Raw genomic sequence first — 24,617 nt, forward strand, 5'->3', positions numbered from 1 at the left:
TGATGTCTATGTCGCTCTTGAGTCGAAACGTTGCTCGTAAGCTTTTGCTCACACAGTTTCTGGCGGTAATAGCAAGTGGATTGCTGTTTAGCCTCAAAGACCCTTTCTGGGGCATCTCCGCATTGTGCGGTGGATTGGCAGTGTTACTGCCTAATGTGTTGTTTATGATATTTGCCTGGCGTCACCAGGCGCATACACCAGCTAAAGGCCGAGTAGCCTGGACGTTCGTCTTCGGCGAAGCCTTCAAGGTGTTAGCTATGCTGGTTTTGCTGGTGGTGGCGTTGGCTGTTTTGAAAGCGGTATTCATGCCGCTGATCGTTACGTGGGTTTTGGTGCTGGTGGTTCAGATACTGGCGCCGGCTGTAATTAACAACAAAGGGTAAAGGCATCATGGCTTCAGAAAATATGACGCCGCAGGATTACATAGGACACCATCTGAATAACCTTCAGTTGGACCTACGTACATTCTCGCTGGTGGATCCGCACAACCCCCCAGCCACCTTCTGGACGCTCAATATTGACTCCATTTTCTTCTCGGTGGTTCTGGGTCTGTTGTTCCTGCTTATGTTCCGTAGCGTAGCTAAAAAGGCGACCAGCGGCGTACCAGGTAAATTTCAGACCGCGATTGAGCTGGTAATCGGCTTTGTGCATGGTAGCGTGAAAGACATGTACCATGGCAAAAGCAAGCTGATTGCTCCGCTGGCCCTGACGATTTTCGTCTGGGTATTCCTGATGAACTTGATGGATTTACTGCCTATCGACCTGCTGCCGTACATCGGTGAGCATATCTTTGGCCTGCCGGCTCTGCGTGTAGTTCCGTCTGCCGACGTGAACATCACCCTGTCGATGGCGCTGGGCGTATTTATCCTCATTCTGTTCTACAGCATCAAAATGAAAGGCATCGGCGGCTTCGCGAAAGAGTTGACGCTGCAGCCGTTCAATCACTGGGCGTTCATCCCTGTCAACTTAATCCTTGAAGGGGTAAGCCTGCTGTCCAAACCAATTTCTCTTGGTCTGCGACTGTTCGGCAACATGTATGCCGGTGAGCTGATTTTCATTCTGATTGCTGGTCTGTTGCCGTGGTGGTCACAGTGGATCCTGAATGTGCCATGGGCCATTTTCCACATACTGATTATCACGCTGCAAGCCTTCATATTTATGGTTCTGACGATTGTCTATCTGTCGATGGCATCTGAAGAGCATTAATTTACCAACACTACTACGTTTTAACTGAAACAAACTGGAGACTGTCATGGAAAACCTGAATATGGATCTGCTGTACATTGCTGCCGCTGTGATGATGGGTCTGGCGGCAATCGGTGCTGCGATCGGTATCGGCATCCTCGGGGGTAAATTCCTGGAAGGCGCAGCGCGTCAACCGGATCTGATTCCTCTGCTGCGTACTCAGTTCTTTATCGTTATGGGTCTGGTGGATGCAATCCCAATGATCGCTGTAGGTCTGGGTCTGTACGTGATGTTTGCTGTCGCGTAGTAAGCGTTGCTTGAATTAAGAGCAATATCAGAACGTTAACTAGATAGAGGCATTGTGCTGTGAATCTTAACGCAACAATCCTCGGCCAGGCCATCGCGTTTGTCCTGTTCGTTCTGTTCTGCATGAAGTACGTATGGCCGCCTTTAATGGCTGCCATCGAAAAACGTCAAAAAGAAATTGCTGACGGCCTTGCTTCTGCAGAACGAGCACATAAGGATCTTGACCTTGCAAAGGCCAGCGCGACCGACCAGCTGAAAAAAGCGAAGGCGGAAGCTCAGGTAATCATCGAGCAGGCGAACAAACGCCGTGCTCAGATCCTGGACGAAGCTAAAACTGAAGCAGAGCAGGAACGTACTAAAATCGTGGCACAGGCGCAGGCGGAAATTGACGCCGAGCGTAAACGTGCTCGCGAAGAGCTGCGTAAGCAAGTTGCTATCCTGGCTGTTGCTGGCGCCGAGAAGATCATCGAACGTTCCGTGGATGAAGCTGCTAATAGCGACATCGTGGACAAACTTGTCGCTGAACTGTAAGGAGGGAGGGGCTGATGTCTGAATTTATTACGGTAGCTCGCCCCTACGCCAAAGCAGCTTTTGACTTTGCCGTTGAGCACCAAAGCGTTGACCGTTGGCAGGATATGCTGACGTTTGCCGCTGAGGTGACGAAAAACGAACAAATGGCAGAGCTTCTCTCTGGCGCGCTGGCGCCGGAAACGCTCGCTGAGTCGTTTATCGCCGTGTGCGGTGAGCAGCTGGACGAAAGCGGCCAAAACCTGATTAGGGTAATGGCTGAAAATAACCGTCTGAATGCGCTCCCGGATGTTCTTGAGCAGTTTATTCATCTGCGTGCAGCCAGTGAGGCTATCTCTGAGGTAGAAGTCACTTCTGCCAATGCACTGAGTGATGAACAGCTTACGAAGATTAGTGCAGCGATGGAAAAACGTCTGTCACGCAAAGTTAAGCTGAATTGCAAAATCGATAAGTCTGTAATGGCAGGCGTAATCATCCGAGCGGGTGATATGGTCATTGATGGCAGCGTACGCGGCCGTCTTGAGCGCCTTGCAGACGTCTTGCAGTCTTAAGGGGACTGGAGCATGCAACTGAATTCCACCGAAATCAGCGAACTGATCAAGCAGCGCATTGCTCAGTTCAATGTTGTGAGCGAAGCTCACAACGAAGGTACTATTGTTTCTGTAAGTGACGGTGTTATCCGCATTCACGGCCTGGCCGATTGTATGCAGGGTGAGATGATTTCCCTGCCGGGTAACCGTTACGCTATCGCACTGAACCTGGAGCGCGACTCCGTAGGTGCCGTTGTGATGGGTCCATACGCTGACCTCGCCGAAGGCATGAAGGTTAAGTGTACGGGTCGTATTCTGGAAGTTCCGGTTGGCCGTGGCCTGCTGGGTCGTGTGGTGAACACTCTGGGTTCCCCAATTGACGGTAAAGGTCCGGTTGATAACGATGGCTTCTCGCCAATCGAAGTTATCGCACCAGGCGTAATCGAACGTCAGTCCGTCGACCAGCCAGTACAGACAGGTTATAAATCTGTTGATGCCATGATCCCAATCGGTCGTGGCCAGCGTGAGCTGATCATCGGTGACCGTCAGACAGGTAAAACTGCGATGGCAATCGATGCCATCATCAACCAGCGTGATTCCGGTATCAAATGTGTGTACGTGGCTATCGGCCAGAAAGCGTCCACCATTTCTAACGTGGTTCGTAAACTGGAAGAACACGGCGCACTGTCCAACACCATCGTTGTTGTGGCGACCGCGTCTGAATCTGCTGCTCTGCAATACCTGGCACCATATGCTGGTTGCGCAATGGGCGAATACTTCCGTGACCGCGGTGAAGACGCGCTGATCGTTTACGATGACCTGTCTAAACAGGCTGTTGCTTACCGTCAGGTTTCCCTGCTGCTCCGTCGTCCACCAGGACGTGAAGCATTCCCGGGCGACGTATTTTACCTCCACTCCCGTCTGCTGGAGCGCGCATCCCGCGTAAACGCGGAATACGTTGAGAAGTTCACCAATGGTGAAGTTAAAGGTAAAACCGGCTCCCTGACCGCTCTGCCGATTATCGAAACCCAGGCGGGTGACGTTTCTGCGTTCGTTCCGACCAACGTAATTTCCATTACAGATGGTCAGATCTTCCTGGAAACCAACCTGTTCAACTCCGGTATTCGTCCGGCAGTTAACCCGGGTATCTCCGTATCTCGTGTAGGTGGCGCAGCGCAGACCAAGATCATCAAGAAACTGTCCGGTGGTATTCGTACCGCACTGGCACAGTATCGTGAACTGGCAGCGTTTTCTCAGTTCGCTTCCGACCTGGATGAAGCTACTCGTAAGCAACTGAGCCACGGTCAGAAAGTAACTGAACTGCTGAAGCAGAAACAGTACGCCCCAATGTCTGTAGCACAGCAGGGTGTGGTGCTGTTTGCGGCTGAACGCGGTTACCTCGAAGATGTGGAACTGGCGAAAATCGGTAGCTTTGAAGCCGCTCTGCTGGCTTACGTTGACCGTGACCACGCTCCGCTGATGCAAGAGATCAACCAGTCCGGTGGCTATAACGATGAAATCGAAGGCAAGCTGAAAGCTATCCTCGATTCCTTCAAGGCAACCCAGTCCTGGTAACGTCTGGCGGTCTGCTTTAGGGCGGACCGCAAGGCATTGAGGAGAAGCTCATGGCCGGCGCAAAAGAGATACGTAGTAAGATCGCAAGCGTCCAGAACACGCAGAAGATCACTAAAGCGATGGAGATGGTCGCCGCTTCCAAAATGCGTAAATCGCAGGATCGCATGGCGGCCAGCCGTCCTTATGCAGAGACCATGCGCAAAGTGATTGGTCACCTTGCGAATGGTAATCTGGAATATAAGCACCCTTACCTGGAAGAACGCGACGTTAAGCGCGTGGGCTACCTGGTGGTGTCGACCGACCGTGGTCTGTGCGGTGGCTTGAACATTAACCTGTTCAAAAAGCTGCTGGCGGATATGAAAGCATGGTCCGATAAAGGCGTTCAGTGCGATATCGCAATGATCGGCTCTAAGGGCGTGTCTTTCTTTAACTCCGTTGGCGGTAATGTGATTGCTCAGGTAACCGGTATGGGGGATAACCCTTCCCTGTCCGAACTGATCGGTCCGGTTAAAGTGATGCTGCAGGCCTACGATGAAGGTCGTCTGGACAGACTGTACGTTGTCAGCAACAAATTTATTAACACCATGTCTCAGACGCCAACCATCACCCAACTGCTGCCTCTGCCGGCATCAGATGATGATGAATTGAAGCGTAAATCCTGGGATTACCTGTATGAGCCAGACCCGAAAGCGCTGCTGGATACCCTGCTGCGTCGTTATGTCGAGTCTCAGGTTTATCAGGGCGTGGTAGAAAACCTGGCCAGCGAGCAGGCCGCACGTATGGTGGCGATGAAAGCCGCGACCGACAATGGCGGCAGCCTGATTAAAGAGCTGCAGTTGGTATACAACAAAGCTCGTCAGGCCAGCATTACTCAGGAACTCACCGAAATCGTCGGTGGTGCATCCGCGGTATAACCAGGTTAATTCGTAGAGGATTCAAGATGGCTACTGGAAAAATTGTCCAGGTAATCGGCGCCGTGGTTGACGTCGAATTCCCTCAGGATGCCGTACCGCGCGTGTACGATGCTCTTGAGGTTATGAATGGTAAAGAGAGCCTGGTGCTGGAAGTTCAGCAGCAGCTCGGCGGCGGTATCGTACGTACCATCGCCATGGGTTCTTCCGACGGTCTGCGTCGTGGTCTGGAAGTTAAAGATCTCGAGCACCCGATCGAAGTCCCGGTAGGTAAAGCAACTCTGGGTCGTATCATGAACGTCCTGGGTCACCCGATCGACATGAAAGGCGATATCGGTGAAGAAGAGCGTTGGGCTATCCACCGCGCGGCACCTTCCTATGAAGAGCTGTCCAGCTCTCAGGAACTGCTGGAAACCGGCATTAAAGTTATCGACCTGATGTGTCCGTTCGCTAAGGGCGGTAAAGTTGGTCTGTTCGGTGGTGCGGGTGTAGGTAAAACCGTAAACATGATGGAGCTGATCCGTAACATCGCGATCGAACACTCCGGTTACTCCGTGTTTGCGGGCGTGGGTGAACGTACTCGTGAGGGTAACGACTTCTACCACGAAATGACCGACTCCAACGTTCTGGACAAAGTATCCCTGGTATATGGCCAGATGAACGAGCCGCCGGGAAACCGTCTGCGCGTTGCTCTGACCGGTCTGACCATGGCAGAGAAGTTCCGTGACGAAGGTCGTGACGTTCTGCTGTTCGTTGATAACATCTATCGTTACACCCTGGCCGGTACAGAAGTATCCGCACTGCTGGGTCGTATGCCATCAGCGGTAGGCTACCAGCCGACCCTGGCGGAAGAGATGGGTGTTCTTCAGGAACGTATCACCTCTACCAAAACCGGTTCTATCACCTCCGTTCAGGCGGTATACGTACCTGCGGATGACTTGACTGACCCATCCCCAGCAACCACCTTTGCTCACTTAGATGCAACCGTGGTACTGAGCCGTCAGATCGCCTCTCTGGGTATCTACCCGGCAGTTGACCCGCTGGACTCCACCAGCCGTCAGCTGGATCCGCTGGTTGTTGGTCAGGAACACTACGACACCGCGCGTGGCGTACAGTCTCTGCTGCAGCGTTATCAGGAACTGAAAGACATCATCGCCATCCTGGGTATGGATGAACTGTCTGAAGAAGACAAACTGGTGGTAGCACGCGCACGTAAAATTCAGCGCTTCCTGTCCCAGCCGTTCTTCGTTGCGGAAGTATTCACCGGTTCTCCGGGTAAATACGTATCCCTGAAAGACACCATCCGTGGCTTTAAAGGCATCATGGAAGGCGAATACGACCACCTGCCAGAGCAGGCGTTCTACATGGTTGGTTCTATCGACGAAGCCGTGGAAAAAGCCAAAAAACTTTAACGCCTTAATCGGAGGGTGATATGGCAATGACTTACCACCTGGACGTCGTCAGCGCAGAGCAGCAAATGTTCTCTGGTCTGGTCGAAAAAATCCAGGTAACGGGTAGTGAAGGTGAACTGGGTATTTTCCCGGGTCACGCACCGCTGCTCACCGCCATTAAGCCTGGTATGATCCGCATCGTTAAACAGTTCGGTCATGAAGAGTTTATCTATCTGTCTGGCGGCATTCTCGAAGTGCAGCCTGGCAGCGTGACCGTTCTGGCTGATACCGCGATTCGCGGACAGGATCTCGATGAAGCGAGAGCCCTGGAAGCGAAGCGTAAGGCTGAAGAGCACATTAAGAGCTCTCATGGTGACGTGGATTACGCTCAGGCATCTGCGGAACTGGCCAAAGCGATCGCGAAACTGCGCGTTATCGAGTTGACCAAAAAAGCGATGTAACACCGGCTTGAAAAGCACAAAAGCCAGTCTGGTTGCCAGGCTGGCTTTTTTTATGGTTTTGTTTCAGTGAAAGTGGAACTAAAAAGCTGTTTTATTATTTTGTGATTTGTGTCACAAAAATATTGATCGGTTAAAAAATGAGGCGTAGACTCTTTTTTGTGTGATGTGTGTCACATAATTAACTCAGATAAAAACAGGATACCAACATGAAACTGATTAATAAAATCATCGCCCTTTTCAGCAGCATGGAAGTTTAGTCTTCCCAACCTGCTCTGTGGCGCGATGCTTCATACGGTTATCAGCACGCGCCAGCTGTTATTAAATCCCCCTCCTCCGCTTTATCGTTTGTCCTCTTCCCTTTTAAAACAGTATTTTTCTGCTTCTCGCTGAATCACATTAATAAAATTATACTTTTCTTTTGTAACTCTTTATTCATGCAGTAAAAAAATAGCAAAAACATTAACCTAGGCTTTAATAAGAGCAGACTCCTGGTTTTTGGGAGACAAAAGACGCCGAAATAGACGAAAATAGAGAGTTATCAGAGGGGAAATTTCCCCGATTGAACGTTTTATCTTCGGTCCATTTCACGATGAAAAAAATGTAGTATTTTCAATGTGAAACGGTATAAATTCGTTCTCAAATTACAGTCAGGACGTGTATGTTGAATAATGCTATGAGCGTCGTGATCCTTGCCGCAGGCAAAGGCACGCGTATGTATTCCGATCTCCCTAAAGTGCTGCATACCCTCGCAGGAAAGCCGATGGTTCAGCATGTCATTGATGCCGCTAATGAATTAGGTGCGACTCACGTACATCTGGTCTACGGGCACGGTGGTGATTTGCTTAAGCAGACGCTGAAAGATGGCAATCTAAACTGGATTCTGCAGGCAGAGCAGTTGGGGACCGGCCATGCAATGCAGCAGGCAGCGCCATTCTTTGGTGATGACGAAGACATTTTAATGCTCTATGGCGATGTGCCGCTGATCTCTACCGATACCTTACGTAGCCTGCGTGATGCTAAACCGCAGGGCGGCATCGGCCTGTTAACGGTAAAACTGGATGATCCATCCGGCTATGGGCGTATTACGCGTGAGAACGGTAACGTCACCGGTATCGTCGAGCATAAAGATGCAACTGACGAGCAGCGCCAAATCCAGGAAATCAACACCGGTATTCTGATTGCCAATGGCGCGGATATGAAGCGCTGGCTGTCCAAACTCACCAATAACAACGCGCAGGGTGAATACTACATCACCGATATCATTGCGATGGCGTATCAGGAAGGACGCGAAATTGCTGCGGTACATCCGGCACGTATTAGCGAAACAGAAGGGGTGAATAACCGTCTTCAGTTATCCCGTCTGGAGCGTGTTTATCAGTCTGAGCAAGCAGAGAAACTGTTGCTGGCGGGCGTGATGCTGCGCGATCCTGCACGTTTTGATCTTCGCGGTACGCTTATTCACGGGCGCGATGTTGAAATTGATACTAACGTTATCATTGAAGGTAACGTAACCGTTGGTGATCGCGTCAAGATTGGTGCTGGCTGTATCATCAAAAACAGCGTGATTGGTGAAGGTTGTGAGCTTAGCCCATACAGTGTGGTGGAAGATGCCCATCTGGAAGCCGCTTGCACCATCGGCCCATTCGCGCGTCTGCGCCCGGGTGCTGAGCTGCAGGAAGGCGCGCACGTGGGTAACTTCGTCGAAATGAAAAAAGCGCGTCTGGGTAAAGGTTCTAAAGCCGGTCATCTGACCTATCTGGGCGATGCGGAAATCGGCGATAACGTGAATATCGGCGCGGGTACGATTACCTGCAACTACGATGGTGCCAATAAGTTTAAAACCATTATTGGTGATGATGTGTTTGTGGGTTCAGATACTCAGTTGGTGGCGCCTGTCACCGTGGGTAAAGGTGCCACCATCGCTGCTGGCACTACCGTAACGCGTAATGTCGCCGATAACGAACTGGTATTAAGCCGTGTACCTCAGGTCCATAAACAGGGCTGGCAGCGTCCGGTGAAGAAGAAGTAAGTGATTTTTGCCGGATGGCGGCTTTGCCTTATCCGTCCTACGTGCGGTGACGTTCTGTAGGCCTGATAAGCGTAAGCGCCATCAGGCAGACAAGAGATGAGGGGATAACATAATCCTCCGCTCAACAAGCAGTACCATAAAAATAACCCCACTCTCTACAAGGCTCGGGGCGCCCGGAAAGGGCAAATACAGGTCAGCGACAACGACAGGCAAATGCCTAAATTCGGAATCAAAAAATATGTGTGGAATTGTTGGCGCTATCGCGCAGCGTGATGTAGCTGAAATCCTTCTCGAAGGTTTACGTCGTCTGGAATATCGTGGTTATGACTCTGCTGGTCTGGCCGTTGTCGATGCTGAAGGCAACATGACCCGTCTGCGTCGTCTGGGTAAAGTGCAGATGCTGACTGCTGCTGCGGAAGAACATCCGCTGCATGGTGGTACAGGTATCGCTCATACCCGTTGGGCGACACACGGTGAACCTTCAGAAGCGAACGCGCATCCCCATGTTTCTGAACACATTATTGTGGTGCATAACGGCATCATTGAAAACCATGAACCTCTGCGTGAACTACTGAAAACCCGTGGTTACACCTTTGTTTCTGAAACCGACACCGAAGTGATTGCTCACCTGGTGCATTGGGAACTGGAACAGGGTGGTACGCTGCGTGAAGCCGTACTGCGTACTATTCCACAGTTGCGCGGTGCCTATGGCACGGTGATCATGGATACCCGTAACCCGGAAACGCTGCTGGCGGCCCGTTCAGGTAGCCCGCTGGTGATTGGTCTGGGGATGGGGGAAAACTTTATCGCTTCCGATCAGCTGGCGCTGCTGCCGGTAACCCGTCGCTTTATCTTCCTGGAAGAAGGTGACATCGCAGAAGTGACCCGTCGTTCGGTCTCTATTTTCGACAAGTCTGGCGCACAAGTGAAGCGTCAGGATATCGAATCGAATCTGCAGTATGACGCGGGCGAAAAAGGTATTTATCGCCACTACATGCAGAAAGAGATCTACGAACAGCCGAACGCAATTAAAAATACGCTGACCGGGCGCATTAGTCACGGTGAAGTGGATTTAAGCGAGCTGGGTTCACGTGCCAACGAGTTGCTGTCTCAGGTTGAGCATATCCAGATTATCGCCTGCGGTACGTCCTACAACTCCGGTATGGTGTCCCGCTACTGGTTTGAATCGCTGGCTGGTATTCCTTGTGATGTCGAAATCGCTTCCGAGTTCCGCTATCGCAAATCCGCCGTGCGTCGTAACAGCCTGATGATTACCCTTTCCCAGTCCGGTGAAACGGCGGATACCCTGGCAGGTCTGCGCTTATCTAAAGAGCTGGGCTATCTGGGCTCGCTGGCTATTTGTAACGTACCGGGATCTTCTCTGGTGCGCGAATCCGACCTGGCGATGATGACCAATGCCGGTACCGAAATCGGTGTGGCCTCGACGAAAGCATTTACCACCCAACTGACCGTTCTGCTGATGCTGGTGGCGAAACTGTCTCGTCTGAAAGGTCTGGATGCGTCTATCGAGCAGGAGATCGTTCATGGTCTGCAGGCACTGCCGAGCCGTATTGAGCAGATGCTGTCTCAGGACAAACGCATTGCCGCTCTGGCGGAAGGTTTCTCAGACAAACACCATGCGCTGTTCCTGGGCCGTGGCGATCAGTACCCGATTGCGCTGGAAGGCGCGCTGAAGCTGAAAGAGATCTCTTATATTCACGCTGAAGCTTATGCTGCAGGCGAACTGAAACACGGTCCGCTGGCGCTGATTGATGCCGATATGCCGGTTATCGTAGTTGCGCCGAACAACGAACTGTTGGAAAAACTGAAATCCAACATTGAAGAAGTTCGCGCTCGTGGCGGTCAGTTGTACGTCTTTGCGGACCAGGATGCTGGCTTTACCAGCAGCGAAAACATGCACATCATTGAGATGCCGCATGTGGAAGAGGTGATTGCACCGATCTTCTACACCGTTCCGTTGCAACTGCTGGCGTATCACGTGGCGCTGATTAAAGGCACCGACGTGGACCAGCCGCGTAACCTGGCAAAGTCGGTTACCGTAGAGTAATCCGCACTTAACTGAACTGAAAATGCCCTGCTGCAAGCGGGGCATTTTTTTAGCTTGTTCTGTTTTTAATCAATTATCCCGCCTGTTTTATGTGACAAACCGTCATCTTCAACTACTGTTTTCAGTGTCATAAAAAGAAAATTTCAGCGAAATGTTATTGTCATGATGGTGATTAACATTCTGTTTTAAATGTATTTTTAGATAAAAAACTTCCCAAGTTTTTCATTGTCATAAAACTGTCATATTTCGTACATTTAACTGTCACCTGTTTGTCCTATTTTGCTCACAGTAGCAACTCAAACAACGATTTACGAAAACCGTGCAGGAGACATTATGAAAGTTATGCGTACCACTGTCGCAACTGTTGTCGCCGCGACCTTATCCATGAGCGCGTTTTCTGCGTTTGCAGCAGCGAGCCTGACAGGTGCAGGTGCAACCTTCCCTGCGCCAGTGTATGCCAAATGGGCAGATACCTATCAGAAAGAGACCGGTAGCAAAGTAAACTACCAGGGTATCGGCTCCTCCGGTGGTGTAAAACAAATTACGGCCAATACCGTTGATTTCGGCGCCTCTGACGCACCGTTGTCTGACGAGAAACTGGCGCAAGAAGGCCTGTTCCAGTTCCCGACGGTTATCGGTGGTGTGGTGCTGGCGGTGAACATCCCTGGCCTGAAATCCGGCGAACTGGTGCTGGACGGTAAAACGCTGGGCGACATCTACCTCGGTAAAATTAAGAAGTGGGATGATGAAGCCATCACCAAACTGAACCCGGGTCTGAAGCTGCCTTCTCAGAATATCGCCGTTGTGCGTCGTGCTGACGGTTCCGGTACTTCATTCGTTTTCACCAGCTACCTGGCGAAAGTGAACGAAGAGTGGAAATCTAAAATTGGTTCCGGCTCTACCGTTAACTGGCCGACCGGTCTGGGCGGTAAAGGTAACGACGGTATCGCTGCGTTCGTACAGCGTCTGCCGGGTTCTATCGGCTACGTTGAGTACGCTTACGCTAAGCAGAACAACCTGGCGTACACCAAGCTGGTCTCTGCTGATGGCAAACCGGTAAGTCCGACCGAAGAAAACTTTGCCAACGCTGCAAAAGGCGCTGACTGGAGCAAAACCTTCGCCCAGGATCTGACTAACCAGAAAGGTGACGATGCGTGGCCGATCACTTCCACCACCTTCATCCTGGTGCATAAAGAGCAGAAGAAACCTGAGCAGGGCGCTGAAGTGCTGAAGTTCTTCGATTGGGCGTACAAAAATGGTGGCAAACAGGCTAATGACCTGGATTACGCCAGCCTGCCGGACAGCGTGGTTGAGCAGATTCGTGCTGCATGGAAGACCAACGTGAAGGACAGCAGCGGTAAAGCGCTGTACTAAATACCCGTCATACTTCGAGCCGCAGCTGTGTTGGCTGTGCTTGTTCACCCCAGTCACATAGTGAATCTATGCTCCTGGGTATTCACAAGCTTGCCGCCTTGCTGCAACTCGAATTATTTAGGGTATGGCATTACGTTAGCCGGGAAGCACGATAAAATGCGTGCTTCCTGGCCCAAACTTAAAGAGTGATTTATGGCTGCAACCAAGCCTGCTTTGAACCCACCGGGTAAAAAAGGTGACATGATATTCAGCGCGCTGGTAAAACTGGCTGCGCTGATTGTGCTATTGATGTTGGGTGGCATTATTGTCTCTCTGGTTATCTCCTCCTGGCCAAGCATTCAGAAATTTGGCTTCTCCTTTCTGTGGACTAAAGAATGGGATGCGCCAAACGATATCTACGGTGCATTAGTACCGATTTACGGTACGCTGGTCACCTCGCTTATAGCACTGCTGATCGCCGTTCCGGTGAGTTTTGGCATTGCCTTATTCCTGACTGAACTTGCTCCTGGCTGGCTGCGTCGCCCGCTGGGTATCGCTATTGAATTGCTGGCGGCAATTCCGAGTATCGTGTACGGCATGTGGGGCCTGTTTATCTTTGCCCCGCTGTTTGCGACTTACTTCCAGGAGCCGGTCGGGAACATCCTTTCCAACATTCCGTTTGTTGGCGCGCTGTTTGCGGGTCCGGCGTTTGGTATCGGTATTCTGGCCGCTGGCGTGATCCTCGCCATCATGATCATCCCGTACATTGCGGCGGTTATGCGCGATGTGTTCGAACAAACGCCGGTGCTGATGAAAGAGTCAGCCTACGGCATCGGTTGTACTACCTGGGAAGTTATCTGGCGCATCGTCCTGCCGTTCACCAAAAACGGCGTGATCGGCGGCGTGATGCTCGGTCTGGGCCGCGCGCTGGGTGAAACCATGGCGGTGACGTTCATCATCGGTAACACCTACCAACTCGATAGTGCCTCGCTGTACATGCCGGGCAACAGTATTACTTCTGCGCTGGCGAATGAATTTGCCGAAGCGGAATCAGGACTGCACGTTGCCGCGTTGATGGAACTGGGCCTGATTCTGTTTGTGATTACCTTCATCGTGCTGGCGGCGTCTAAGTTCATGATCATGCGCCTTGCGAAGAACGAGGGGGCACGCTAATGGCTACGCTTGAAATGCAAAACACCGCTGCGCTTGCGGAATCCCGCCGTAAAATGCAGGCGCGTCGTCGTCTGAAGAACCGCATCGCGCTGACGCTCTCTATGGCGACCATGGCATTCGGTCTGTTCTGGCTTATCTGGATCCTGATGTCCACGATCACCCGCGGTATTGACGGTATGTCACTGGCGCTGTTCACCGAAATGACACCTCCGCCGAATACGGCTGGTGGTGGTCTGGCGAATGCCCTGGCCGGTAGCGGACTGTTAATTCTGTGGGCGACCGTGTTTGGTACACCGCTTGGTATTATGGCGGGCATCTACCTGGCTGAGTACGGACGTAAGTCTTGGCTGGCTGAGGTGATCCGCTTTATCAACGACATCCTGCTTTCTGCGCCATCAATCGTGGTCGGTCTGTTCGTTTACACCATCGTGGTAGCAAAAATGGAGCACTTTTCCGGCTGGGCGGGCGTTATCGCGCTGGCGCTGCTGCAGGTGCCCATTGTTATTCGTACCACGGAGAACATGCTCAAGCTGGTACCGGATAGCCTGCGTGAAGCCGCCTATGCGCTGGGTACGCCGAAATGGAAGATGATTTCTGCGATCACCCTGAAGGCCTCTGTCTCAGGCATCATTACAGGCGTTTTACTGGCTATTGCACGTATCGCAGGTGAAACGGCTCCGCTGCTGTTTACGTCGCTCTCCAATCAGTTCTGGAGCACCGACATGATGCAGCCTATCGCCAACCTGCCGGTCACTATCTTTAAGTTTGCGATGAGCCCGTTTGCTGAGTGGCAGCAACTGGCCTGGGCCGGGGTACTGATTATTACTCTGTGCGTACTGCTGCTGAACATTCTGGCGCGCGTCATTTTCGCGAAGAAGAAACACGGTTAAGACGAAGTGCCGGATGGCGGCGTAAACGCCTTATCCGGCCTACGATTGAAGACATTTGTAGGCCTGAAAGCTGCGCGCCATCAGGCATGATGAGGAAAAGATTGAAATGAGTATGGTTGATACTGCCCCGGGTAAGATTCAGGTTCGTGATTTGAACTTCTACTATGGCAAGTTCCATGCCCTGAAGAACATCAACCTGGATATTGCCAAAAACCAGGTAACGGCGTTTATCGGGCCGTCAGGCTGTGGTAAATCGACGCTGCTGCGTACGTTCAATAAAATGTTTGAACTGTATCCGGAACAGCGTGCGGAAGGCGAAATCCTGCTGGATGGCGACAATATTCTCACCAACACTCAGGATATCGCTCTGCTGCGTGCCAAAGTGGGCATGGTATTCCAGAAGCCGACGCCGTTCCCGATGTCCATCTACGACAACATCGCTTTTGGCGTGCGTCTGTTTGAGAAACTCTCTCGTGCGGATATGGACGAGCGTGTGCAGTGGGCATTGACCAAGGCCGCGCTGTGGAACGAAACCAAAGATAAATTACACCAGAGCGGGTACTCTCTCTCCGGTGGTCAGCAGCAGCGTCTGTGTATTGCGCGTGGGATCGCCATTCGCCCGGAAGTGCTTCTGCTTGATGAGCCGTGTTCAGCGCTCGACCCTATTTCTACCGGGCGTATCGAAGAGCTGATCACTGAGCTGAAAGAGGATTACACCGTCGTTATCGTTACCCACAACATGCAGCAGGCTGCGCGTTGTTCCGATCACACGGCATTTATGTACCTGGGCGAGTTGATTGAGTTCAGTAACACGGACGATCTGTTCACCAAGCCCGCGAAGAAACAAACTGAAGACTACATCACCGGTCGTTACGGCTGATTCAGGAGCTTGTTGTGGATAATCTTAACCTTAATAAACATATTTCCGGCCAGTTCAATGCAGAGCTGGAAAGCATCCGTACCCAGGTGATGACCATGGGCGGCATGGTCGAGCAGCAGCTTTCTGATGCGATTACCGCCATGCACAATCAGGACAGTGAGCTGGCGAAGCGCGTCATTGAGGGCGATAAGAACGTCAATATGATGGAAGTGGCGATCGACGAGGCCTGCGTGCGTATCATTGCCAAGCGTCAGCCGACCGCCAGTGACTTGCGTCTGGTGATGGCGATTATCAAAACGATCGCTGAGCTGGAACGTATTGGCGACGTTGCGGATAAAATTTGCCGCACCGCGCTGGAGAAATTTTCTCAACAGCATCAGCCGTTGCTGGTAAGCCTGGAATCACTGGGTCGCCACACCGTACAAATGCTGCATGACGTGCTGGATGCGTTTGCGCGTATGGATCTTGACGAAGCGGTACGTATTTATCGCGAAGATAAGAAAGTCGACCAGGAGTATGAAGGTATCGTGCGTCAGCTGATGACCTACATGATGGAAGATCCGCGTACCATTCCAAGCGTGCTGACCGCGCTGCTCTGCGCGCGCTCCATCGAGCGTATCGGTGACCGTTGCCAGAATATCTGCGAATACATCTTCTACTTCGTGAAGGGACAAGACTTCCGTCACGTGGGCGGTGATGAGCTGGATAAGCTGCTGGCGGGCAAAGATCCGAAAGAGTGAGAAAGATACTCGTCATCCGTCACGTTGCTGGTGTGTTGGCTTTGTTACCCGGCGCACCCCGCCCTCAGTGAGGGCGGGGTGCGTAGCGTAGCCGAAGGCTGGAACGCACTGTCAAAAGAGACGCAACAGATCCTGAACTCAGCCGCTGGCTTAACGACGAAGAGGAATGGGTTTACCTGCAGGGAAGCGGGGTCTGGGGTCGGTTCAGTCGTAATCGTCCTTTTTTTCTGGCTCGGTTTAGCGAGCGCTACGCAAGCAGTTTCATCAGCATATAGGTATGACCATCAACAATTACCTGTGACAGCTGTACCTCTGCCACGCACAATACTTGCAACATACCGAACGGCTGATTGGCGATGCAGTATGGGTTTGAAGGCAGTTACGACTTTTCGTTGATGTCTAACCGTGAGATTGGCATGACGCCGGAACAGCGACAGTCGCGCGGTCATATAGCAGTAGAATAGATTATATTTTCTTATTTAATATCTGAATTTTTTGTTCTGATTTTTGATGAAAAATAAAATAAACATTTAATGCTCTGTGCAATAAGTCACAGTTATTGCCATTTTTTTTGCGCTACACTCGCTTTATTATTTCGTGGGAGCTTATGTTAATGTCATTCATATTGCGATTATTAAAAAGCATGACTTTAATTTTGCTCTCCATCGACAGCAAAATTAAAGTCATACTTGCTGATTCATGCTGGTTTAATTCCGTCAACGATTTGGTTGAAATTGATATTACTCCTACCTCTTGTGCCGAAAACCTGATAACCCAGAAATGGTCCTTGCTTTGGGATTGTGCAGGTCAGGCTCTCTGTTCTGGTTTTAGACAGTCGTGCGAAATGAAAAGATATGCTCATCGTCAGTTTCCGCAGGTGTTGCTGTGCTCGCGTAAGCGCGATGAGCTAACTTTCAGCTTCCGTATTTCCAGCCTGCATCAGCTCGTGGTTTGTCGCCACGCCAGTGGTGCCGATAGCGACGGCGTAGTGAATAACCAAATCTGCCTTTCTCAAAGCACAATGCGCGCTCTCGCTATTGTGCTTTTTTTATTGCCTGAATCGACCAGAAGGATGCGCTATGTACATTGTTTGTGTTGCTGCTTGCCCAACGGTCTTAGCCCTGACTACCCGGCATTGCGCGGTAAAGAAAAAGATTGTGTGCATAATATGACTGTGGCCTGGAGAGGAAATAAAACCTGGGTGCCTTACGTCGAATTGGGATGATGGTTCATATGTGAAAGATGGCAAAACTTATCGTGATGCCTGGGAGATGCGTTATCGCGTAGGTATTACCTACAAACTCTAATTATTTTTTTTGATAAAAATAAGGATATTCAATGAGAGTAATTTCCATAGCCGGAATAACGGCGTTTTTACTCTGTAGCCATGCTGCTGCTACTGAAAATTATCAATATCGCGTCGCATTTATGCCGGATATCCATTTTCATGATGTGTACGGCGAATTTCAGGATGGCGCATTTAGCGGGCTAAAGAATCGCAAAAGTGGGCAGCGTGCGATGATTCGCACCATGTATGCTCAGCTCACGTCAACGCGATTATTTAATGAAAACTACTTTGCCCTGCGTGCAGCACTGGATGACGCCGGGAAAAAGGGGATCAAACTGATCGCGCTTCCCGGTGATTTTAGCGATGACGGGCAGTCTGTGCATATTCGCGGGTTAGTAACCCTGCTGAAGGAGTATGAGCAAAAGTATGCAATGCGATTCTTTGCAACGCCGGGTAATCATGACCCAAACCGACCCTTTGATTTACCCGATGGGGAAGAGGATTTCTTAGGTCAGGGAGGGAAAACTCAACGTATTTTTAGTTTTGGCGCCAAAGAGTGTACGGGTTATCAGGGAAAAACTGCGCTTATCTCAACAGGTGCGGAACTGCCGACCATCTGTAGCGAAGAGATGGTAAGCCGTGGTTATGAGTACATCATGAAAATGATGTCCCCATTCGGTATCGATCCGCAGCCTGAAGATATTTACTGGGAAACGCCTTATTCATCCTATGGGCAGCAGGATTATACGTTTGCCAAAGCAAAGCAAGCCAGCGACTTCCGCCAGCGGCAGTATGAAATCTGTGCTCAGGGAACAGGCGGTTCATATCGACAACCAGATTATGGCCCCTGTTTTACCGTCGCTGACAGCAGCTATCTCGTTGAGCCGATACCAGGCCTATGGCTGCTGGCCGTTGATGCGAATGTTTACGTGCCGCGCGAGGATGCGGACCTGACGAATCCGCAGTCTGCTAAAAACTTCGCGGGTTCAGGTGACGCAGGCTACAACAAAATGCTCACTCACAAGCAGCAGGTCGTGGCGTGGATGACGTCCGTTGCCATGCGAGCAAAAGAGCAGAAAAAGACGCTGATTACCTTTAGCCATTTCCCTATGGTGGAGTTTGATAACGGCGCTGCCAGCGATCTGGAATCCATCTTTGGCAAAGGTAAATTTCAGTTGAAGCGGGCTCCGAAGGAGGATACCAGCCATGCGTTAGCGAAAACAGGTATTGGCGTACACGTTGGCGGACATATGCACTTTAACGATACCGGCGTGCGTAAATATCCTGACGGCAGCCTGCTATTTAATATTCAGGCACCTTCCATGGCGGCCTACGTCCCAGCGTATAAAATCCTCAATTTCGCTAACCGTAGCGAAATCGATGTTCAGACCGTTACCCTGGACAGCGTCCCGCGCTTTAATGAGCTTTTTGAACATTATCAGCAAGAGTGGGAGCATCTGAAAGCGACGGGCTCTGCGCATTTATGGAACAAGGCGGTGCTGAGTGCGAAGGATTATTATGACTTTACTAACTGGCATATTACCGAGCTCACCCGGCTGCGCTTTATTCCCGAAGAGTGGCCGTGTGAAATTCGGCAGATGCTTTTTAGCCTGAATGGTGCGGAAATGCTGACGCTGAGTCAGTTGAGCAGTCATAACTCCTGGCAAGATGTTCTGACTGCACCTATGAGCAGCGATCGTGCCGTGTGCGCTGAAGGAGACGTGCCTCCTGTCAGGTCTATCGGGCAAATTTATCTGCAAAAAAATGCTGGAGCATGGCAGTTGGCGCAGCAAAAAGCGCTAACTTTAGCTCGGGATGCAGGAATGACGCTGGAGCAGTTTGCATCCTGGAACGGTTTTGATTTGGCGGTGGATTTTTATCGTCTGCGCAATGCCGATGAGCTGGCGCTGCGCGATATTTCCGCGCAACGCTTACGCGAATATCATTTGCTAACCCGCACGTTGGCGCAGTCCTTACCAGATGAGGCTTCAGCGGTGATGGCGGATAGCGATTTCGAGACTATTTTCCGCCTGCGTTTTGGCAGTATTTTTAGCGTTATCGATAAATACCTGCGGGGTAGCCCTTCACGAAATTTCCACCTGAATAGCGAAACGGGGGAAATCTCCGCGCGTTAAAACCTCGCCCCTGCCACATTGGCAGGGGCGAGAATTAGCACGCCATTCCCAGACCGACGATATGGGCACGGCGATAAGCACCACACATGGCGAAGGCTGGCGATTTTATGTACCGGGCCACGCATACAGACTTGAAATCAAACCTAAAGGTAATCTTTAACTGCTCACCAGGCATATTGATGTCAACCCGATCACCAACCCGACCTAAACGGCGCATTGCGCTGGCAGTCGCGCAACTGCTGCTCCCGGATGCCAATCCTCAGCGTATGGAGATCGACAACTTCCACGAATTGCCCATTGACCCTCAAACCCCTTATACGGCATCTGCTTCTGACCAGATTTATCAGATAATCATCATTGCTATGATAATATCTATCATTAAATATTTGTTTTTATCATGAACCATTTGGGTGTGACTATCGTCATAAATTATCCGTTTCTGAAAATATAGCATCACCTCAGCCAGAGACCAGATAAATAGTTTTCTGGCATTATTGATTAATATGAAAAAATAATGAGGTGAAATATGAAGACGCTTTATACCCCGTTTATAGATGTCACCGTAAATGCAGAATGGTCTGACTGGCAAGATTATCCCAATGGCCGTCCAAATCCGCTTTATTCTCAGGAAGCTAAAGAGTGGGAGGTAGACGGTCTGGTATTTGGTTTTATTACTTTATCAGCGAACAAAAAAGCATGCTGGGCTGCCCAGGACACCATGCCGATGGACTGGGCATTGCCGTTAGCAAACGATCTCAATGCGGCCGGTAAAAAGGTTATTATTTCTTTTGGCGGCGCGGTGAATAGCGATATATCAACCTATTTTAGCACTTTCGAATTGGTTGAAATTTACCAGTCTTTTATTGATGATTATTCTGCGTATGGCCTGGATTTTGATCTGGAAAATGGTCAGTATAATATCAGTAATATTTGTGAAGCGCTGAAAGTGGTAACTAAAAATAATCCAGGAGTCGCTATTTCCTTTACTTTGCCCACCATGCCAACCGGTTTAACTAGTACTGGGGTGAATATTGTAAAACAAGCGCATAATACCGGATTAACGTTTGTGGTAAACGGTATGGCAATGGATTATTACAGCGCGCAGTATCGTGCTGATATGGGTAAATCTGCGGTTGACGCAGCCCGCAGCATCGCCAGTCAGTTAGCCTCTCTGTCAGTGAGCGGCGGCTACTCGGCGGTGGCGGTTACACCGATGATAGGTATGAATGACGATGGTAGCATGTTTAAACTTCATGATGCCGATACGCTGGCCACCTTTGCCAAACAGAATGGCATGAATTTTATCGGTATCTGGGATTTTAACCGCGACAATCCTTCGTCTTACACCTATGTTGACCTGACAACCAGCAGCAACCCGGAACAGCGTGTGGCCGGGGAATATTGCAGCCATTTTGTTAATGGCCTCACCAAATAAGCGCTGACTTGAAAAAGAACGATAACCCCGCTGTTTTCGGTGGGGTTATCTTTTCCCGCGAACGCAGATTGTGTGATGGTTGCTTATTTAACGCGTAATATTCCAACCCCGCGCTTTCCACAATGCTGGCAACTGCGCCAGATCGGTAAACGTCGTCACTTTTGGATGATCGATTGGTTTGTTATGCGGATCGGCGCAGAAGTAAAATACTTCCATCCCTGCAGCAATCCCCGCCTGGGCACCTGCGCTGGAGTCATCAACCAGAATGCAGTTCTCAACGTTAACGTCCATCGCTTTCGCCGCATGGAACATCAGGGCCGGATCGGGTTTCCAGCGTTGAATATCGTAGCCGCTGAACAGCAAATCAGGGAAATGGTGCAACATACCCAGCTTACCCAGCGAGTGCTGCATTTTGCTGACCGGACCGTTAGATACCACGCACATAGGGACGGTCATGCTGTCCAGCAGCGCATTGGCACTGGCAATCACCTCCAGTTCCGTATCGAACAGACGTGCGACCTCTGCGCGGTAAACCGGTTCTAATTCGGCTTTTGCCAGTTCGACACCGTGCTCTTCGTTGATAATGTCGATGATCTCGTACAGCTTTACCCCCTTGAAGCGTTTAAAAGTTTCTTCAAGATCGAGCGTAATGCCGAACGCCTGGAACATGCTGACATACGCGCGAGAACAAATCACTTCACTGTCGACAAGTGTACCGTCACAGTCAAAAAATACGGCTTCTATCTGGGACATGTCATTTCCGTTTTAACAAGTTTAACGTTTTCGTAATGCATTATTGGGCGACGCAATCGTTGCCGTATAAGCAAAATCAATGAAAAAAGTTGCTCATAACCCAACCCTATTGTCGCATTTTGGTATAGGATAGCGACGAATTTTCCCTCCTTGTTCGGAAATTGATAATGAGTCAACAACACACAACCCAGGCTTCTGGCCAGGGGATGCTGGAACGCGTGTTCAAACTGCGCGAACATGGCACGACGGCACGGACCGAAGTGATCGCCGGTTTAACCACCTTCCTGACGATGGTGTATATCGTTTTTGTTAACCCGCAAATTCTTGGCGTGGCTGGCATGGATACCAGCGCCGTCTTTGTGACCACCTGCCTGATTGCTGCATTTGGTAGCATCCTGATGGGCCTGTTTGCCAACCTGCCGGTCGCACTTGCGCCTGCTATGGGTCTGAATGCGTTCTTCGCCTTCGTGGTCGTTGGCGCGATGGGCCTGTCATGGCAGATCGGTATGGGCGCAATCTTCTGGGGCGCGGTAGGTCTGCTGCTACTGACGATTTTCCGCGTACGTTACTGGATGATTGCCAACATCCCGGTTAGTTTGCGCGTGGGGATCACCAGCGGTATTGGTCTGTTCATCGGCATGATGGGGCTGAAAAACGCTGGTGTTATCGTCGCCAACCAAGACACCCTGGTGTCTATTGGCAACCTGACGTCCCACAGCGTACTGCTCGGTATTCTGGGCTTCTTTATCATCGCGATTCTGGCTTCACGTAACATCCATGCGGCGGTACTGATCTCTATCATTGTGACCACGCTGCTGGGTTGGATGCTGGGCGATGTCCATTACAACGGAATCGTCTCCGCGCCGCCGAGCGTAATGTCCGTTATCGGGCATGTTGATCTGGCTGGTTCGTTTAACATTGGTCTTGCGGGCGTAATTTTCTCGTTCATGCTGGTCAACCTGTTCGACTCCTCCGGTACGCTGATTGGCGTCACGGATAAAGCCGGTCTGGCGGATGCGAAGGGTAAGTTTCCGCGCATGAAGCAGGCGCTGTATGTGGATAGCGTGTCATCAGTTGCTGGTGCGTTTATCGGTACTTCTTCCGTTACCGCGTATATCGAGTCTTCTTCCGGGGTTTCTGTCGGTGGACGTACTGGCCTGACCGCGGTAGTTGTCGGCCTGTTGTTCCTGTTGGTTATCTTCCTGTCGCCGCTGGCGGGAATGGTACCGGGATATGCGGCCGCGGGTGCGCTGATTTACGTTGGCGTCCTGATGACATCAAGCCTGTCACGCGTTAAGTGGGATGACCTGACTGAAGCCGTTCCGGCGTTTATTACCGCCGTGATGATGCCGTTTAGCTTCTCGATTACCGAAGGTATCGCGCTGGGCTTTATTTCCTACTGTGTGATGAAAATCGGTACCGGACGTTTCCGCGATCTCAGCCCATGTGTCATCGTTGTCGCACTGCTGTTTGTGTTGAAGATTGTGTTTATCGACGCGCATTAATTGCCGCTGAGACGGTGCTGCGCGAGGCGTGTAGACCTGATAAGCGCAGCGCCATCAGGCAAATTTGATAACCGGATACGGCCCGCCAGGCATTGCAGCCAGCGGGCTTTTTCTTTTAGGCTTTCACACGCTGGATGTAGTCGCCAAATGCGGTCAACTGGCCGGTTAGATGGTCCAGCGTACTTTGGTCGATCACTTCACCTGTTTGCGGGTCCACTTTGTTCTGAATCACGCCGCCCATAAATTCCGGCTTATTCATTACCATGGCGTCGAGGAACACCAGGATCTGACGCAGATGATACTGGCAGCGCGCGCCGCCAATGGCGCCCATGGAGCTGGTCTGGATCAGCACCGGCTTACCCGATAATGGCTGATCCGGCAGGCGGGACAGCCAGTCGATGGCGTTCTTCAGTCCGCCAGGCACAGAATAGTTATATTCCGGTGTCACGATGACGACACCGTCAGCCTTCCTGATTTGCTCTGCCAGCGCTTCTACGCTTGCCGGAAAACCTTCTTCCTGCTGGAGGTCGGCATCGTACAGTGGGATATCACCAATTGATGGCAACGCGTTGACTTCCATTCCTGCTGGAGCAATCTTGGGCAGCGTACGGGCAACCATTCCATTAAACGAACCTTTGCGTAGACTTCCCAGTAACGTAACAACATTCAATGTTTCTGACATGGTGACTCCTGTTTCATCATAAAGGTTAAATCAAAGCGTATGGCTCTTCGCTGCGCATAATTGAGAGAACCGGATCAGACGACCCGTAGGCTCATTGGCGCGGGTCTGGATATCAGGCAAACTTTTCCAGTCCTGTTTACCATCAAACTCCCAAACCTTGAGTTTTTCAATGGTTGGCGTAACCGCAACCGACCACACCAGTACATCTTCCGCATCGCAAATGGCTTCAACCTGCGCAACATGGGCACATTTCAGACGTCCTGCGCCGGGTAAAAGCTGGAGTTCGTGCGGATCATCATTGCTTACATCGCCGGTGAGTTTGAGTACGCTCTGGCGCAACGTAATGAGCTGCGCGCGTGCTTCGTTGGGGTCGTTTTGGTTATTGATCCACAGATTTTCGTTGCTGGAGAAGCGCCATGTTTCCGTTGAATGCGGATGGTGAAAGCTGCGGGTAGCTCGCTGCAGTTCCATATCCAGCCCGCACGTTCCTTCAGTTGTTAGCGCAACGCCAACGATATTCCCGGCATAGGAAATCGAAAATCCCGGCAGGTTCTTATTGCGAAAAACGGGCTTACCTTTGGCCTGAGTAACAATCTCGGGCAGCGTACTGGTGCCGTAAAGCATAAACATCAGTTCAGCGAGTAAACTTCGGGAAGCCAGGAAACGTGTTCGGCGATGTGCGGGGAGATCTCTTGCTTCGATATGACATGGAGAAGGGAGGCGAGCTGAAACCAGGTGTCCCTCCGTAAGAATCCCTCTGGCAAAATGTGTCGCCATTTTTCGCTCCGTGATTAATGGT

23 protein-coding genes and 3 pseudogenes are annotated in these 24,617 nt (G+C 50.9%); 22 read left to right on the forward strand and 4 right to left on the reverse strand.

Features of this window, described 5'->3' with window-relative positions; all coding sequences use genetic code 11:
- The first annotated feature begins 2 nt into the window (after positions 1-2).
- The 20 genes and pseudogenes from atpI to HV334_RS24915 all read left to right on the forward strand — a co-directional run bounded on the left by atpI (position 3) and on the right by HV334_RS24915 (position 19,443).
- On the forward strand, positions 3-383 hold the full coding sequence (gene atpI, locus HV334_RS24830; RefSeq protein ID WP_181221011.1) for a F0F1 ATP synthase subunit I: 381 nt from the start codon (positions 3-5) through the stop codon (positions 381-383).
- A gap of 7 nt (positions 384-390) precedes the next feature.
- Complete coding sequence (gene atpB, locus HV334_RS24835; RefSeq protein WP_003023792.1) at positions 391-1,206, forward strand: F0F1 ATP synthase subunit A; 816 nt, start codon at positions 391-393, stop codon at positions 1,204-1,206.
- A 46-nt stretch (positions 1,207-1,252) separates the two neighbouring features.
- A complete protein-coding gene (gene atpE / locus HV334_RS24840; RefSeq protein ID WP_003023794.1) occupies positions 1,253-1,492 on the forward strand; it encodes a F0F1 ATP synthase subunit C in 240 nt (79 codons plus the stop codon).
- 59 nt (positions 1,493-1,551) lie between these two features.
- Positions 1,552-2,022: a F0F1 ATP synthase subunit B gene (gene atpF / locus HV334_RS24845; RefSeq protein WP_003827022.1), complete on the forward strand. Its 471-nt coding sequence runs from the start codon at positions 1,552-1,554 to the stop codon at positions 2,020-2,022.
- A gap of 14 nt (positions 2,023-2,036) precedes the next feature.
- Positions 2,037-2,570: a F0F1 ATP synthase subunit delta gene (gene atpH / locus HV334_RS24850; protein WP_006687767.1), complete on the forward strand. Its 534-nt coding sequence runs from the start codon at positions 2,037-2,039 to the stop codon at positions 2,568-2,570.
- Positions 2,571-2,582: 12 nt separating this feature from the next.
- Entirely contained in the window at positions 2,583-4,124 is a 1,542-nt protein-coding gene (atpA, locus tag HV334_RS24855) for a F0F1 ATP synthase subunit alpha (protein ID WP_003023802.1), read from the forward strand.
- 50 nt (positions 4,125-4,174) lie between these two features.
- The gene (gene atpG / locus HV334_RS24860; protein WP_016155083.1) at positions 4,175-5,038 is read left to right on the forward strand and encodes a F0F1 ATP synthase subunit gamma; all 864 of its coding nucleotides are present in this window, start codon (positions 4,175-4,177) and stop codon (positions 5,036-5,038) included.
- Between the two features lie 26 nt (positions 5,039-5,064).
- Positions 5,065-6,447 (forward strand): F0F1 ATP synthase subunit beta, encoded by a 1,383-nt coding sequence (gene atpD, locus HV334_RS24865; protein ID WP_003023806.1) that lies wholly within the window; start codon positions 5,065-5,067, stop codon positions 6,445-6,447.
- Positions 6,448-6,467: 20 nt separating this feature from the next.
- Positions 6,468-6,887, forward strand: a complete 420-nt coding sequence (locus tag HV334_RS24870) for a F0F1 ATP synthase subunit epsilon (RefSeq protein WP_003023809.1) — start codon at positions 6,468-6,470, stop codon at positions 6,885-6,887.
- A gap of 658 nt (positions 6,888-7,545) precedes the next feature.
- The gene (gene glmU / locus HV334_RS24875; protein WP_019077996.1) at positions 7,546-8,916 is read left to right on the forward strand and encodes a bifunctional UDP-N-acetylglucosamine diphosphorylase/glucosamine-1-phosphate N-acetyltransferase GlmU; all 1,371 of its coding nucleotides are present in this window, start codon (positions 7,546-7,548) and stop codon (positions 8,914-8,916) included.
- 238 nt (positions 8,917-9,154) lie between these two features.
- Positions 9,155-10,984: a glutamine--fructose-6-phosphate transaminase (isomerizing) gene (glmS, locus tag HV334_RS24880; RefSeq protein ID WP_049282853.1), complete on the forward strand. Its 1,830-nt coding sequence runs from the start codon at positions 9,155-9,157 to the stop codon at positions 10,982-10,984.
- Between the two features lie 333 nt (positions 10,985-11,317).
- Complete coding sequence (gene pstS / locus HV334_RS24885) at positions 11,318-12,358, forward strand: phosphate ABC transporter substrate-binding protein PstS (protein WP_016155079.1); 1,041 nt, start codon at positions 11,318-11,320, stop codon at positions 12,356-12,358.
- A 192-nt stretch (positions 12,359-12,550) separates the two neighbouring features.
- Positions 12,551-13,510, forward strand: a complete 960-nt coding sequence (gene pstC / locus HV334_RS24890) for a phosphate ABC transporter permease PstC (protein WP_016155078.1) — start codon at positions 12,551-12,553, stop codon at positions 13,508-13,510.
- Entirely contained in the window at positions 13,510-14,400 is an 891-nt protein-coding gene (gene pstA, locus HV334_RS24895; RefSeq protein WP_016155077.1) for a phosphate ABC transporter permease PstA, read from the forward strand. Before pstC ends, pstA begins: the two co-directional genes overlap by 1 nt.
- 106 nt (positions 14,401-14,506) lie before the next feature.
- Positions 14,507-15,280: a phosphate ABC transporter ATP-binding protein PstB gene (gene pstB, locus HV334_RS24900; protein ID WP_003023821.1), complete on the forward strand. Its 774-nt coding sequence runs from the start codon at positions 14,507-14,509 to the stop codon at positions 15,278-15,280.
- A gap of 14 nt (positions 15,281-15,294) precedes the next feature.
- A complete protein-coding gene (phoU, locus tag HV334_RS24905; protein WP_047498806.1) occupies positions 15,295-16,020 on the forward strand; it encodes a phosphate signaling complex protein PhoU in 726 nt (241 codons plus the stop codon).
- Positions 16,021-16,083: 63 nt separating this feature from the next.
- A pseudogene (locus tag HV334_RS25430) lies at positions 16,084-16,217 on the forward strand (VRR-NUC domain-containing protein); the annotation flags it as partial.
- A 44-nt stretch (positions 16,218-16,261) separates the two neighbouring features.
- Positions 16,262-16,484, forward strand: a pseudogene (locus HV334_RS25435) (AraC family transcriptional regulator); the annotation flags it as partial.
- A 143-nt stretch (positions 16,485-16,627) separates the two neighbouring features.
- Positions 16,628-17,245, forward strand: a complete 618-nt coding sequence (locus tag HV334_RS25440; RefSeq protein ID WP_249415043.1) for an oligogalacturonate-specific porin KdgM family protein — start codon at positions 16,628-16,630, stop codon at positions 17,243-17,245.
- Between the two features lie 113 nt (positions 17,246-17,358).
- Positions 17,359-19,443, forward strand: a complete 2,085-nt coding sequence (locus HV334_RS24915) for a metallophosphoesterase (RefSeq protein ID WP_181221012.1) — start codon at positions 17,359-17,361, stop codon at positions 19,441-19,443.
- On the opposite strand, the pseudogene HV334_RS25445 reads toward HV334_RS24915, so the two are convergent.
- Positions 19,440-19,748: pseudogene (locus HV334_RS25445) on the reverse strand (hypothetical protein); the annotation flags it as partial. The gene HV334_RS24915 and the pseudogene HV334_RS25445 sit on opposite strands and share 4 nt — an antisense overlap.
- A gap of 221 nt (positions 19,749-19,969) precedes the next feature.
- Between HV334_RS25445 and HV334_RS24925 the strand changes: the two are divergent.
- Positions 19,970-20,878 carry a chitinase gene (locus tag HV334_RS24925; RefSeq protein WP_181221014.1) on the forward strand — a complete coding sequence of 303 codons (909 nt, stop codon included), beginning with the start codon at positions 19,970-19,972 and terminating at the stop codon, positions 20,876-20,878.
- A gap of 87 nt (positions 20,879-20,965) precedes the next feature.
- Here the strand turns inward: HV334_RS24925 and yieH are convergent, their stop codons facing one another.
- Complete coding sequence (yieH, locus tag HV334_RS24930; RefSeq protein ID WP_181221015.1) at positions 20,966-21,631, reverse strand: 6-phosphogluconate phosphatase; 666 nt, start codon at positions 21,629-21,631, stop codon at positions 20,966-20,968.
- A gap of 167 nt (positions 21,632-21,798) precedes the next feature.
- Between yieH and adeP the strand changes: the two genes are divergently transcribed.
- Complete coding sequence (gene adeP, locus HV334_RS24935) at positions 21,799-23,136, forward strand: adenine permease AdeP (protein WP_016155075.1); 1,338 nt, start codon at positions 21,799-21,801, stop codon at positions 23,134-23,136.
- Between the two features lie 115 nt (positions 23,137-23,251).
- On the opposite strand, the gene HV334_RS24940 is transcribed toward adeP, so the two are convergent.
- The gene (locus tag HV334_RS24940) at positions 23,252-23,818 is read right to left on the reverse strand and encodes an NADPH-dependent FMN reductase (protein ID WP_003827046.1); all 567 of its coding nucleotides are present in this window, start codon (positions 23,816-23,818) and stop codon (positions 23,252-23,254) included.
- A gap of 30 nt (positions 23,819-23,848) precedes the next feature.
- Complete coding sequence (locus HV334_RS24945; RefSeq protein ID WP_049282851.1) at positions 23,849-24,595, reverse strand: 4'-phosphopantetheinyl transferase superfamily protein; 747 nt, start codon at positions 24,593-24,595, stop codon at positions 23,849-23,851.
- Positions 24,596-24,617: the final 22 nt, after the last annotated feature.

Source organism: Citrobacter sp. RHBSTW-00944 (assembly GCF_013615435.1).
GTDB classification, from domain to species: Bacteria; Pseudomonadota; Gammaproteobacteria; order Enterobacterales; family Enterobacteriaceae; genus Citrobacter; species Citrobacter braakii.